At 62.5% G+C, this 13292-nt stretch carries 10 protein-coding genes; 6 read left to right on the forward strand and 4 right to left on the reverse strand.

Features of this window, described 5'->3' with window-relative positions; genetic code table 11:
• Nucleotides 1-6: 6 nt before the first annotated feature.
• Nucleotides 7-711 carry a response regulator gene (locus tag IC761_RS32295; protein WP_195800670.1) on the forward strand — a complete coding sequence of 235 codons (705 nt, stop codon included), beginning with the start codon at nucleotides 7-9 and terminating at the stop codon, nucleotides 709-711.
• Complete coding sequence (locus tag IC761_RS32300) at nucleotides 708-2294, forward strand: ATP-binding protein (protein ID WP_195800671.1); 1587 nt, start codon at nucleotides 708-710, stop codon at nucleotides 2292-2294. The genes IC761_RS32295 and IC761_RS32300 overlap by 4 nt, the downstream gene beginning before the upstream one ends.
• Here the strand turns inward: IC761_RS32300 and IC761_RS32305 are convergent.
• A complete protein-coding gene (locus IC761_RS32305) occupies nucleotides 2291-2431 on the reverse strand; it encodes a hypothetical protein (protein ID WP_165935896.1) in 141 nt (46 codons plus the stop codon). The two genes, IC761_RS32300 and IC761_RS32305, sit on opposite strands and share 4 nt — an antisense overlap.
• 276 nt (nucleotides 2432-2707) lie before the next feature.
• On the opposite strand from IC761_RS32305, the gene IC761_RS32310 reads away from it, so the two are divergent.
• Nucleotides 2708-3130 carry a DUF3606 domain-containing protein gene (locus IC761_RS32310; RefSeq protein WP_195800672.1) on the forward strand — a complete coding sequence of 141 codons (423 nt, stop codon included), beginning with the start codon at nucleotides 2708-2710 and terminating at the stop codon, nucleotides 3128-3130.
• A gap of 29 nt (nucleotides 3131-3159) precedes the next feature.
• Here the strand turns inward: IC761_RS32310 and IC761_RS32315 are convergent, their stop codons facing one another.
• Both IC761_RS32315 and IC761_RS32320 read right to left on the reverse strand, forming a co-directional pair.
• On the reverse strand, nucleotides 3160-4131 hold the full coding sequence (locus tag IC761_RS32315) for an ABC transporter substrate-binding protein (protein ID WP_195800673.1): 972 nt from the start codon (nucleotides 4129-4131) through the stop codon (nucleotides 3160-3162).
• 181 nt (nucleotides 4132-4312) lie between these two features.
• Nucleotides 4313-9031 (reverse strand): GAF domain-containing protein, encoded by a 4719-nt coding sequence (locus IC761_RS32320; protein ID WP_195800674.1) that lies wholly within the window; start codon nucleotides 9029-9031, stop codon nucleotides 4313-4315.
• 667 nt (nucleotides 9032-9698) lie between these two features.
• On the opposite strand from IC761_RS32320, the gene IC761_RS32325 reads away from it, so the two are divergent.
• Nucleotides 9699-11348 (forward strand): S53 family peptidase, encoded by a 1650-nt coding sequence (locus IC761_RS32325; RefSeq protein WP_195800675.1) that lies wholly within the window; start codon nucleotides 9699-9701, stop codon nucleotides 11346-11348.
• A 1-nt stretch (nucleotide 11349) separates the two neighbouring features.
• On the opposite strand, the gene IC761_RS32330 is transcribed toward IC761_RS32325, so the two are convergent.
• Complete coding sequence (locus IC761_RS32330; RefSeq protein ID WP_246791397.1) at nucleotides 11350-12084, reverse strand: TetR/AcrR family transcriptional regulator; 735 nt, start codon at nucleotides 12082-12084, stop codon at nucleotides 11350-11352.
• 62 nt (nucleotides 12085-12146) lie between these two features.
• Here IC761_RS32330 and IC761_RS32335 point away from each other — a divergent pair, with 62 nt between their 5' ends.
• Together IC761_RS32335 and IC761_RS32340 are read left to right on the forward strand one after the other, a co-directional pair.
• The gene (locus IC761_RS32335) at nucleotides 12147-12653 is read left to right on the forward strand and encodes a DUF1993 domain-containing protein (RefSeq protein WP_195800676.1); all 507 of its coding nucleotides are present in this window, start codon (nucleotides 12147-12149) and stop codon (nucleotides 12651-12653) included.
• 119 nt (nucleotides 12654-12772) lie between these two features.
• Complete coding sequence (locus tag IC761_RS32340) at nucleotides 12773-13099, forward strand: DUF3303 domain-containing protein (RefSeq protein WP_195800677.1); 327 nt, start codon at nucleotides 12773-12775, stop codon at nucleotides 13097-13099.
• Nucleotides 13100-13292: the final 193 nt, after the last annotated feature.

Below are 13292 nucleotides of genomic sequence, written 5' to 3' on the forward strand. Positions count from 1 at the left end.
AGGCCCTTGGCGCATCGCATTCTCATCGTCGACGACGAGGGCCACATCCGCGAGGTCATCCGCGTCGCCTTGAAGAAGGCCGGCATGGACGTGATCGAGGCGCGCGACGGCAGGGAGGCGCTCGGCCGCTTTGCCGTCGACAGGCCCGATTTGATCGTGCTCGACATCGGCATGCCGGAATTCGACGGCCTCGATGTCTGCCGCGAGGTGCGCAGGAATTCCGACGTGCCGATCCTGTTCCTGTCGGCGCGCGACGAGGAGATCGACCGCATCCTCGGCCTCGAGATCGGTGGCGACGATTACGTGACAAAGCCGTTCAGCCCGCGCGAGCTGGTGGCGCGGGTCAATGTCATCCTGCGCCGTCTCAGCCCGCGCAATGGCGAGGCCAAGACCAGCGCCACCGCGCTGTCGCAAGGCGGCCTGCTGATTGATCCCGAACAGCATGTCGCGTCCTTTGCCGGCTCACCCCTCAAACTCACCGCGATCGAGTTCGGCATTTTGCGCGCGTTCCTGACCCGGCCGACCTCGGTGTTCAACCGCGAGCAATTGATGCGGGCAGCCTATCAGCTCAACATCCAGGTTTCCGACCGCACCATCGACAGCCATATCCGCAACATCCGCGCAAAACTCGCCACGCATGCCTGCAACAACGTGATCGAGACGATCCACGGCGTCGGCTTCAAGCTCGGCCGCTGCGAGAAAGAGGCATGAGCGCGGCGCCAGACAAATGGCGGCCGTCCCTCGGGCTCGTGATCTTCGCGGTGCTGGCGACCGTCGCGGTGCTGCCGCTGGTCGGCCTGTTCTTCTTCCGCCTCTACGACAACCAGCTGATCCGCCAGACCCAGGCCGAGCTGATCGCGCAGAGCCGGGTGCTGGCGACGATCTATGCGCAGGAGGTCGAGGCCCGGCTCGACAGCGGCCTGACGCTCGGCGCCGAGGTGCCACCGAACGTGCTGCCTGATCCCGGCGACCAGGTCACGCCGATCCGGCCGGCGCTCGATCTCACCGCCGACGATTTGTTGCGGCGGCGGCCGGATGCGCAACCCGCGCCGCGGCCCGCGCAGCCGGCCTATCTCCAGATCGGCGCCAAGCTGACGCCGATCATCCGCGAGACCCAGAAAGTGACGCTGGCGGGTTTTCGGATCCTCGATCCGCAAGGCGTGGTGATCGCCGGGCGCCAGGAGGTCGGGCAATCGCTCGCCCATATCGAGGAGGTCGCCGACGCTCTCCACGGCCAATATCGCGCCACCTTGCGCAACCGCGTGCCGGACAAGCCGCCGCCGCCGATCTATTCTTTCAGCCGCGGCCTCGGCGTGCACGTGTTCTCGGCGATGCCGGTGATCGTCAACAACCGCGTTGCGGGGGTAATCTACACCACGCGGACGCCCAGCAACATTTTCGACCATCTCTACCAGGAGCGGGCCAAGTTCGTGCTGGCGGGGCTCGCCGTGATCTTCGGCACGATCGCGATCGGGCTGGTATTCTCGCGCACCATCACGCTGCCGATGCGGGAGCTGATCGAGCGCGCGGCACGGATCGGGCGTGGCGACCGCGAGGCCTTCCGGCCGCTTCGGCACTACGGCACGCGCGAGTTCGCCCAGCTGTCGCACAGCTTCCTCGGCATGGCCGAGCAGCTGGCGCGGCGGTCGGACTACATCGCGACCTTCTCGGCGCATCTCACCCACGAGCTGAAATCGCCGCTGACCTCGATCAAGGGCGCGGCCGAGCTGTTGCAGGATTCGTATCACGGCAAGGCCGGCAGCCTGACGCCGGCCGAGCAGACAACGTTCATTGCCAACATCCTGTCGGACACAAAGCGGCTGGAGGCGATGGCGCAGCGGCTGCGCGAGCTGGCGCGGGCCGAAACCCTGCCGCAGAACGAGCGCACCGAGCTCGCGCCCGTCATCGCCGATCTCAGGAGCCGGTTTCCGGAAAGCTCAATCGAGGCCAGCGGCAGCCTCGACCGTCCCATCGGCATGTCCGGCGAGAAGGCGCTGATCGTGCTGTCGCATCTCGCCGACAATGCGATGCGGCACAAGGCGACGACACTCAGGCTGGAGGCAATCGATGAGCGCACGACCGTGCGGCTGACGGTGAGCAATGATGGCGAGGCGATCTCGGCACCGAACCGCGACAGGATCTTTGACGCGTTCTTCACCACCCGCCGCGACCAGGGCGGCACCGGCATGGGGCTCGCGATCGCGCGCGCGGTGATGGCGAGCCATGGCGGCTCGATCAGGCTCAAGCCCACCGACGCGGGCGCGGCCTTCGAGCTTCAGTTTCCAGCGGCCTAGATTGCGAACACCCAGGCGGCGACGATGGTGCCGATGGTGACCAGACCGGCGATGGTCCAGCCGGCGGCGTATTCCAGCTCAGGATGACCGGTCGCCCGCATGATCTCGACCGGATCGGCGGTATGCTTCTCTGCCATGACTGCCTCGCACGTGTTTCCCCGCGTTATGGATAAGTCGCGTCAGCCGCCATAAGGTTCCGTCACGGACGCGCGAGACAACAAAAAAGTCGAAAACAACCCCATGCACAGTAGAACGGCCCCCTCGGCGCGAGGCGGGGTCGCGTCGCGCAACCATTTGGCGCAGCGCGGCAAAACGGTGGCGCCGCGCAATCGCAGCGCGGTCGGCGGGCTTGCCTTCCGAATCGGGTTGCATGCTAGATTGGCCGCACGCATTCCATGGCAGGAGAGGGAAGCATGGCCGACAACAAGGCAAAGCGGGGCGGCGCGGATCGCGCGCTGATCGCACTCACCGAGAGGTACGAAGTCGCCTACTGGTCGAAGAAGTTCAAGGTGACCCCGGCGAAGCTGAAATACGCCGTCAAGAAGGTCGGTCATTCCGCACGCAAGGTCGAAGCGTACATCAAGCTCCAGAAGCACCGCGCCGCCGACAAGAAGCTGATCGCGCTGAGCGAGCCCTATGAGGTCCGCTACTGGTCGAAGAAATTCAAGATCACGCCGGCCAAGCTGAAGACCGCCGTCGCCACAGCCGGCCATTCCTCGAAAAAGGTCGAGGCCTATCTGACGGCCCAGAAGGCCGCGAAGAAGAAAAAGGCGGTCAAGAAGATGAAGAAGGCCGCAAAGAAAAAGAAGGCCGCCTCGGGGAAGAAGGCCAGCTAGGGTGTGTATAAAGGCAGAAGTCGGCGCGGCTATTCGATGACCTCGTCCGCACGCACCAATAACGACTGCGGTATCTCGATGCTGAGCGCCCTTGCGGTCTTCAGGTTGATCACCGTCTTGAACTGCGTCGGCTGCTCAATCGGAAGGTCGGCTGGGTTGGCACCCTTCAATATCCTGTCGACGAAAACAGGGGCGCGACGAAACATGGCGGTGAAGTCCACCCCGTAGCCTGCCAGGGCGCCCCAGCGGGAAGCGACAATGGGCGCGGCAATGGATGGCACGCGGCACCTGTCAACAAGCGCAGCGACCAGCGACGAGTTGGCGACAAATGCATTGGCGTCCGTGATCACGAGGCCGTCCATGGCGGTGGAGCCCACGGCGGACAGCGCGCTTTCGAGGTCGCCGGGGATGTCAACCTCGATCGGCCGCAGCTCTACCTTCAATGCCAGCGCGGCGGTCGTCATGGCGCTCATTGTGCCGGTGTTCAAGGGGTTGCCTCGTTGCATGAGGACCCCTGCCCGGGTCATCGACGGAGCTATGCCTGCAAGGACCTCTAACCGCTTGGCTCCTAATTCTGTGAGAAAGAAGGTCTGCCCCGTTATGTTACCGCCGGGATGAGCCATGCTGCTGGCAAGGCCTATGGTCACCAGATCGGGGCCTACGATCATCACGATCGGAATTTTCGTCGTCGCGCGGTGCGCGGCGATAATCCCGGGAAATGTCGCCGTCACGAGGACGTCGATATCGAGGGCGACCAGTTCTGCCGCCAGCGCAGGCAGCCGACCGTCGTCACCGCCAGCGTCACGATATTCAACATGAACGTTCTCGCCCTCAACCCAACCCAGATCGCGAAGCCCCCCGAGGAACGCCTCTACTTCCAGATTTCGGGGTGGGGGGAGGAAAAGGCCGATCCGCGCGATTCGCTTCGCTGGCTGAGCACGCGCTGCCAATGGCCATACCAATGTCCCACTCGCCAGCGTGATGAATTCGCGTCGCTTCATGGCCAATCTTAACCGCTTTCCCTCGGAAGCAGAGAGTAGGCAAATATCGACACAAGTCCAAGCGGGTCAATGACCGGGTTGGGTCAATCGCGGCGTTCTGACCAAGGACTGAACATTGTCGCTCATTCCCGGCAAGTAGACATGATCGCCGCCCGCCTTACTCGTAAAGGCGACCATAGCATCACATCGGTTTGCGCGAGCTCGCACTGAGATCGTCTCTGTTGTTTGCAGGGCTGGTCGCCCGCGGCAACACAATCGTGAACTCGGTGAATTGCCCGGGCTGCGTATCCACCTCTATCCTGCCGCCGTGTTGCTTCACGATGATGTCGTGGCTCATCGAAAGACCAAGCCCGGTGCCTTCTCCGGCCGGTTTGGTCGTGAAGAACGGATTGAACATTTTTTCCTTCACCTCCGGCGGGATGCCGGTACCATTGTCGCGGATGCGTATCTCGATGTGGTTGCCGAGATTTTTGGTGGCAGCGCCGAGCACCGGCTCGAAATCCGCCTCACCGTTCTCGGCTTCACGCTTGCTCGCGGCATAAAATCCGTTCGAGATCAGATTGAGCAAGGCGCGGGTGATTTCCTGCGGGAACAGCTCTACCACGCCGGCGTCCGGATCCAGGTCGCGCTGCAGCGTGATATTGAAACCCGGTTTCTCGGCGCGGGCGCCGTGATAGGCGAGATTGAGGCTCTCGTCCAACAGCGCATTGATATCGACCGCCCGCTGCTCACCCGATCCTTCCCGGGAATGCAACAGCATGTTCTTGACGATGGAATCGGCGCGCTTGCCGTGCTGAACGACCTTTTCGAGATTGCTTTTCAGGAGTTCGCGGATTTCATCCAGTTCCTTTCGTCGGCCGGCCTCGTCGAGCGCCGGATTTTCAAACATTTCGGTCATCTCATCGATGAGTTCGCTCGACAACGCCGCGAAGTTATTGACGAAATTGAGCGGGTTCTTGATCTCGTGGGCGATGCCGGCGGTGAGCTGGCCGAGCGAGGCGAGCTTTTCCGTCTGCACCAGGCGATCCTGCGCGGTGCGGAGGTCGTCGAGCGAAGCGGCAAGCTCTTTGGTGCGCTGCTGCACCTCGTCGAACAGGCGGGCATTCTCGATCGCGATCACGGCCTGATCGGCGAAAGTTTCGATCAGTTTGATCTGTCGCGGGGTGAATGGCCCAGCGACGGGTCTAGCTAGATCGAGAACGCCGAGCACCTCGCCATCGCGCAGAAGCGGCACGCCGATGATCGACTGCCAGCCTCCGAGCTTTATGGACTGGGGAAGCCCGTATTCGGCATCGGCGGCGATGTCGGGAATGTGGATCGTGCGACGCTCGACCGCGGCGCGTCCGGCGACCGTAGCGCGATCGAAACGATGCGGATGGTTCGACAGATATTCGACGAATTCGGGCGTGCCGCCGTAACTCGCGCCCACATGGAGAAGGTCGCCCTGCGACTGGAACAGAATGCAGATGGACGCATCGCAGAGACTGGCTGCGGATTCAAGAAGCGTCTGCAGGACCGTCTTGAGATCGAAGACCGAACGGCTGATCACCTGCAGCACCTCCGACGTCGCGGTCTGCTGCTGCAGTGACTCTTCGAGGTCGCGGGTCCGCTCCTGAACTTGTCTGAACAATTTCACATTGGAAATGGCGATCACCGCCTGGTCGGCGAAGGTCTCCAGCATATCGACATGATGATCGGCGAAGGGACCCGGCTCGACCCGCGTGACTCCGATGACGCCGATGGCCTCGCCTTCGAGCAGCAGCGGGACCCACAACGCGCTGCGCCATCCCCGCTGGCGCACCATCGTCAACTGATCGGATTCAGCGGCAAGTTCTAGTTCGGCGTCGACAATCCTGTGGATCTCGCCCCGGCGGACAGCATCGCTATAACTGAAGCCCGACAATGGCCGGGGATAGAAAGCCCTGAGCGCCGCATCGGCCGCAGGCGTCGTCGACGTAAACGCCGACAAGTGAACGATATCATCGACAATGCTCACGACGATCGTCGCAAATCCGCCGACAAGGTGATTGGAGCGCTCGGCAATGGCCTGGAAGACGGGCTGCACGTCATCGGGCGAACTGGCGATGACCTTCAGGATTTCCGCAGTCGCGGTTTGCCGCTCCAGCGCCTCCCGGGTCTCGTTGAACAGCCGCGCGTTCTGGATTGCGATCACCGCCTGGTCGGCGAAGGTCGACAGCAGGTTGATTTGCTTGTCGTTGAACGGACGCACTTCGGTGCGGCGCAGCAGGATCGCGCCGATACTCTCGTTCCCACGCAGCAAGGGCACGGACAGAACGGTATGAATGGTCGAGCCTGTGCTTTGGCCCATGGCTCTGGCGTCCGGAAACTCCGCGCCGTCCCCGGATAGCATGTCGTGAACATGGACAGGCTTTTGGTCCACAAAGGCGCGTCCAGCGGTCCAATTGCGGCTGATCGGCCATTTGTCGATCGTTACGGGAATGGGACCGGAATGCGCGCTGAAGCGGAGATGTTCTGCGTCCCGCAACAGCACGACTGCATCGTTGGCTTCGCAAAGCTCTCGCGCGCTTTCGACGATCTCTTTGAGAACCGGTTCGACATCGGTGGGCGAAGAGGCGATCACCCTCAGAACATTGCTGCTCCCGGTCTGGTAGGCCAGTGCCTGCTTGGTCTCGTTGAACAGCCGCGTATTCTCGATGGCGATCACGGCTTGGTCGGCGAAGGTCTCGACCAGCTCGACCTGCCTTGCCGTGAATTCCCCCGGTTCCTGCCGCGACATCGCCATCACCCCCTCGACTTTCCCGTCGCGCAAAAGCGGGACCGCGAGCACGGCGCGGATGCCGGCCAGATGGGTCGGCATCCTGATCTCAGGATCGGCCTCAACGTCGGGGGTACAGACGCTCCGCGCCGACGCAATGGCGCGGCCGATGGTCGAATGGCGGCCGGCCTGCAGCGGATTGGCTTTCATGAACCGGATCCAGTCCTCATTGAGATCTGGATGCGATGCCGCCCGGAAACGGAACACGTCTCCGTCTCTCAGAAATACGGTCCCCCGCCGTGCCGAACTGAGTTCGACGGCCGAGCGGGCCAGGGTCTCGAGCACCGTCTGAAGATCGAAGGCCGACCGGCTGATGACCTTGAGAACGTCGGCGGTCGCGATCTGCTGTTGCAGGGATTCTTCAAGGTCGCTGGTCTTGGCCTGAACCTCGTCGAACAGGCGGACATTTTCGATCGCGATCACCGCCTGGTCGGCGAAGGTCGCGACCAGTTCAATCTGCTTCTCGGTAAAGGCACCGGGCTCGCTGCGATTCAGCGATAGCGCGCCGATCAGCCGGCCTTCACGCAACAGCGGCACCGCAAGCGTCGCGCGATAGCGTGCGCGGCTCTGCTCGCCGGTCAGGCCATAATCCGGATCGGCCAGCACATCCGGAATGCAGACTGGTTTCAGGGAGGCTCCCGCGCGTCCGATCGCGGAGGGATGGCCGGGCGTCAACGGGCGGCGTTCGAGCATTTCATGAACTTCGGGGGGGAAGTTCCAGCTGGCAAGGATGCGGAACACGTTGCCATCGTAGCGAAAGAACATCGTCTGCTCGGATCCGCACAGCCGCGCCGCGGTATCCGAGATGGCCTCAAGCACGGGATTGAGATTCGAAGGCGAACGGCTGATGGCCGCAAGGACTTCGCTGGTCGCAGTCTGCTGCTCCAGTGCCTCGCTGAGGCCGCGCGTGCTGGCCTGCACCTCATCGAACAGCCGCGCGTTCTCGATGGCGATGGCGGCCTGATCGGCAAAGCTCTGAATGAATTCGATCTCGGTCTCGGTAAATGGCTTCCTGGGCCGGCGCGTGACGACGAGGGAGCCGACACCGCGAGATTCGGAGATAATTGGAGCGTAGAGCACCGTCATGCCGCCGGCCGCTTTCACAACTGCCCTTTTGTCCTCCGGCAGGTCGGCCTTGTCGGCGAGATCGGGAAAGTGGACCGGTTGCCGCTGTGCGATCGCCGCGCCGGTCGAACTTCCCTCGAGCGGCATCGAATCTGCTCCCCAGCCCCCCGCTCCAGCGCCGCGCCGCGCGACGCCCCTCACCCTGTCGCCTTCGACCAGGTAGACGGCCGCATCGTAAGGATTGAACAGGCGCTGGCAGGATTCGAGGATCGTGTCGAAGACCGGCGCCGCGTGCGCGACCGAACGGCTGATGATCCTCAGAATGTCTGCGGCCGCGGTCTGCCGCTCCAACGCCTCCTTGGTCTCGTTGAACAGCCGCGCGTTCTGGATCGCGATCAAGGCCTGATCGCGGAACGACTCCGCGACCGCGATGTCTTGCCCGCTGAAGTGATCGGGCTTGCTCGCCGTCAGCAGGAAGACGCCGATGCATTCGCTGTTGCGCAGCAAGGGCAGATAAAGGCCGCATTTGATGCCGTAGCGATCCGAGATGTATTGCTCGTGAGCGGGCAGCTGGGTCGCCAGGTAGTTGGGGACATGCACTGTCCGCCTTTCGACGGCCGCCATGGCCGGAAAATTGTGATCCGCTGCCAGCGGCATATCAGGTGCGAATTCGTGTCGTTCAAACAGCCTGTCCGCAAACGCCCCGGTGATAGCTGTCAGCGAGGCGCCTTCTATCCAGAACACGCCCGTCAGGTCGCAGTTGAACAATCGCGCCGCTGTAGCGCAGATGGCGTCGAATACCGACTTCACGTCGGTGGGCGAAGCGCTGATGACCTTCAGAATTTCTGCCGTCGCGTCTTGACGGGCCAGCGCCTTGTCTAGCTCTTTGGTCAGTTCGACGATCGGCCGACCCTTGCGCGGCGCGGCGACACGGGTCTTCCGACCGTTAGTCTTGGCGGTCTTCCGGCCTTTTGCCGGACTCGCCTTGCGGGCTTTCGTCTTGGTCTTCTTACCGCCCGCCTTCGATATCCGCGCCATATCCACCCCTGATTAAAAGGGGCATCTTATCGGGTGACGGCATCGTTCTGGAAGGGCCGGATTGGCCTCTGTCGCTCGTCGCGGACTGGCCGACTGATGTCGTCGCAGATGGGTCAATCGCTTCCGAAATGCCATGTCCGCTATCCCGAGAGCGACCGAACGGCGGGTGTCGTGGGACATCTCACGTCTGCTGCGCACAAACTCGCTTGCGCGCGGAGGATTTCGGCGCTTGCCTGCTGTTGCATCCGAGCGGCTACGCGTTCAGGAGTCCACGCCCTGGCACTTCGGACACTTGTCCTGCGGCCAGACGCATCAGCCGGCGTGCATCGCCGGCTCGCGCACGCGCAACGATGGTGACAATCCAGCCAGGTCAGATCGCCAACTACGTCAGATCAGTTGGCGCATCGATACGCCAGGCTGCGATAAACTGACGCGATTGTGAGACGCGCGCTGCGCGTTCGGCTTTGCCGCATCAGCATCCCGCTGCTAGGATGCATTACTTCATTTTGCTATTTAAGGTTTGACATCATTCTTTCGCGCCGGCTGATTTTTGCCGGCGCAGCTCGATCCATTTTCGAACACCTGAAAACTTTCGAACGAGCAGAACCAGCGTTCGCCATTCATGCTTCCCGGTTCGTCAACCACCCCCGTGCAAGGAGGAAATATTATGTCCCCTAGTGCAACACCCCACATGGTCGAACTTCCCAACAGCGTCCATCAACTGCCGACTGGCTCGAAGGCTCTGCGCCGCACCAGCGGCCAGCGCTGGATCGAGCTGACGCTCGGCGTGAAACGGTCCGCCGATCTGCCTGATCTGTCCGATCTGGACAACAAGCTGCCGAAAGCACGCAAATACATGACGCGCGACCAGCTTGAGGGCAATTATGGCTCCGATCCCAAGGCCCTCAAATCGATCGAAGATTTCGCCAAGGCGCACAAGCTCGTCGTCACGCGCAACGAGCCCGCCGCCGCGCGGCTCGGCATCGCCGGCACGGTCGACGATATCAGCGACGCCTTCGGCGTCACGCTGTTCGACTACGCCCATCCGCATCTCGGCGACTTCCACGCCCGCACCGGCCCCGTGCATGTTCCTGCCGAGGTCGGCGATGCCATCACCGGCGTGTTCGGCCTGAACAACCATCGTGTGCTGCGGCGCTCGCGCCATTCGGCACAGAGCGCCAAGCCGGATTTCGCCAGCGCGGTGCGACACTGGTTCGTTCCGACCGAGCTCGGCGCCATCTACGGATTCCCCCAGGTCGACGCCAGCAAGCAATGTATCGGCCTGCTCGAATTCGGCGGCGGCGTGGAGACGCCGGATGTCGCGGCCTATTTCGCCAAGATCGGCGTTCCCGCGCCGGCCGTTGCGGTTGTTGCGGTCGACGGTGTCTCGACCGATCCCGCCGGGGATCCGGACTCGACCGGCGAGGTGATGCTGGACGTCGATGTCGCCGGCGCGCTCGGAGGCGGCGCCAGGATCGCCACCTATTTCTCGACCTTCGACGAAAAGGGTCTGGTCGATTGCCTCGCCAAGGTCGTCAGCGATTCCGACAACGACCCCTCCGTCGTCTCGATCAGCTGGGGGTGGGATGAGAACCAGGCCTTCAACAATGCCGGCGTGATCTGGTCACCGGCGGCGATCGATCACTGCAACCACTCTTTCCTCGCGGCCGCGCATCTCGGCATCACCTTCTGCGTGTCCACCGGCGATGACGGCTCGGAAGCGCAGATGCAGGACGGCCGGGCCCATGTGAATTTCCCGGCCACCAGTCCCTATGTGCTGGCGGTCGGCGGAACGACCTTGCACGCGCGCAAGAACGCGAAGAAGCAGGTGCAGATCACCGAGACCGTCTGGAACGACGGGCCCGGCAGCGGCACCGGCGGCGGTGTCAGCGACGTCACGCCGGTTCCGAGCTGGCAGAAGGGCATCGTGCCGAAATCGATCAATCCCAAACACTTTGCCGGGCGCGCGATCCCGGACGTCGCCGCCAACGCCGATCCGGCCACGGGCTATCTGACGATGTCGGGCGGCAAGCTCGGCATCGTCGGCGGCACCAGCGCGTCCGCACCGCTGTGGGCGAGCCTGATCGCCCGGATCAACGCGGCAAACGGCGCGCGGTCCGGCAACTTCAATGCCCTGCTCTATTCCAAGTTCGGGCCTGCCGGCGTGCTGCGCGACATCACCGTGGGCAACAATGACACCGACGGTCTGCTCGGCGGGCAGTTCAAGGCGGGCCCGGGATGGGATGCCTGCACCGGCTGGGGCGTGCCTGACGGCGCAAAGCTCCTCACCGCGCTTCAGGGCGGGCCGACCAGTTAGCCTATTCGGTCTCGCGCAGGCGGGCGATTTGCCTGCCTGCGCGACCCGCAGAGACCCGGCCGCGTCCGTTCGACGCGGCCGATCGCGTCCCTGAACGCGTCCGCTTCTTCGGCGGAAGATCACGGGCTCCTTTGGCAAAGATATCCGCCAGCGCCCCAAATATGGCCGGCGCGCGTTCCACACGGGCAATCGTTCGTCCGCCTTCGATGGCAGCGACCAATGCGGCTGCGCTACCGGATGCGCGCGCGGGAGCGAAACCGCACCCCCTAAGATGCTCTGCAATAATCTCGGTCAGATGAGCAAATCCGAGTGCCAGCCGTTTGGTCAGCTCAGTGTCCAGCGGGGACAGCTCATTCGCCAGATTTTGCATGAGACATCCATACTGGAAGTCGTCGGCAATCATTTCGGCCGCGATGGCCGCAAAAATCTGACTGAAAAAATTCGGAGCGTCGCCTGTCGTGTTCGCTGAGACATGCCGGAACGCAGCAGCCCTCTTCGCAAGGTAAGGATCGATTGTTTCCTCTGCGAGCTGGGTCTTGCCGCGCGGAAAGTGAAAGTAGAACGATCCTTTTGGCGAGCCACTTTCTTCAATGATCTGGTTCAATCCAGTCGCAGCGTAGCCCTGGATGCGGAACAGTCGTTCGGCGGTGGCAATCGCGCGGGCGCGGGCGTCAGTTTTGCGTGGCATGTCGCAAACATACCGCGGCTTGCTTGACAGCGCTATGGCGATCGCCATATTATGGCGATCACCATAGTAAATGAATGCCGCAATCCCACGCTTCCGTCTGGAGATTTGCCTTGTCCCTGTCCATGTACGACGCCGCCGTTCCCGGCATGGTGCGCTCGCTGAAGAATCTCGACGCCATCCTCGACAAGGCAGTGGCCTATTCCGAGCGCAAGAAGGTGGACCCGACCGTCCTGGTGGGCAGCCGGTTGGCCATCGACATGCTGCCCTTCTCGACCCAGATCCATCGCGCCACGGAAACAGCGAGGGGCGGCGCGGCGCGCCTGGCCCAGGTGGAGATCCCGAGCTTCCCCGACGAGGACAAGACCGTGGCGGACCTGAAGAACCGCCTCGCCAGGACCATCGCCTTCCTGGAGAGCGTGCCGACGGAGAAGTTCACGGGGGCCGAGGACCGCACCGTCACCCAGAAGCTCGCCGGCAAGGACATGACCTTCCCCGCCAAGCAGTATCTGTTCGGCTTTCTGATCCCGAATTTCTACTTCCACGTGACCACCGCCTACGCGATCCTGCGCCACAACGGGGTGGAGATCGGCAAGATAGACTTTCTCCGCGGCATCTGAGGCGAACGCGGACTCGTCCGCGGTATTTTGCCTGGCTTCTATTGATTTGGATCAATCGCCGAATATCCCGACGCACTTATGGGCCGAGGTCTTATATTGTTCAGGTATTTGGAGGAAACATGAAATACATGCTTGAGTACACCGTACGCACAGCAGGTCTTTCCCATGACCAAAACTTTGCGGGGTCGCAGTCGCTTCTCACCGCGTTCAGTAAATGGAAGCCAGAAGAAGAGAAGGGTTTGACGATCCACGCCTTCGTTGCAAACTTGGCCGGACGGGGCGGTTATGTCCTGGTCGAAGCCGACGATCCCAAGATCATCACCACATTCGTTTCGAAGTACAACTTCTGGAATGACATCACTGTCGTTCCTGTCATCGATATTGGCGAGTCGGTACCGATAAACGCGAGTTCACTCGCGTGGGCGCAGAGCGCGTCTAGGAGCTGATGCGATGCGCCTCGGTGAAGTCATCGGGGCGCATTTCGCTGATCCCGTCATGGGCGTGGACAACATAGGCACTGTTTGATCTCTGTCATGTCCGCTAACGGTCCAATTGCAGACTTCCTGGGAGCGGGCGCCGAGGTCAGCTAGGGGGCCGATTCCGGAAGTCAACGACGATCCATGCGGGCACCTGGGTCGG

It is taken from the genome of Bradyrhizobium commune, assembly GCF_015624505.1.
Lineage (GTDB): Bacteria > Pseudomonadota > Alphaproteobacteria > Rhizobiales > Xanthobacteraceae > Bradyrhizobium > Bradyrhizobium commune.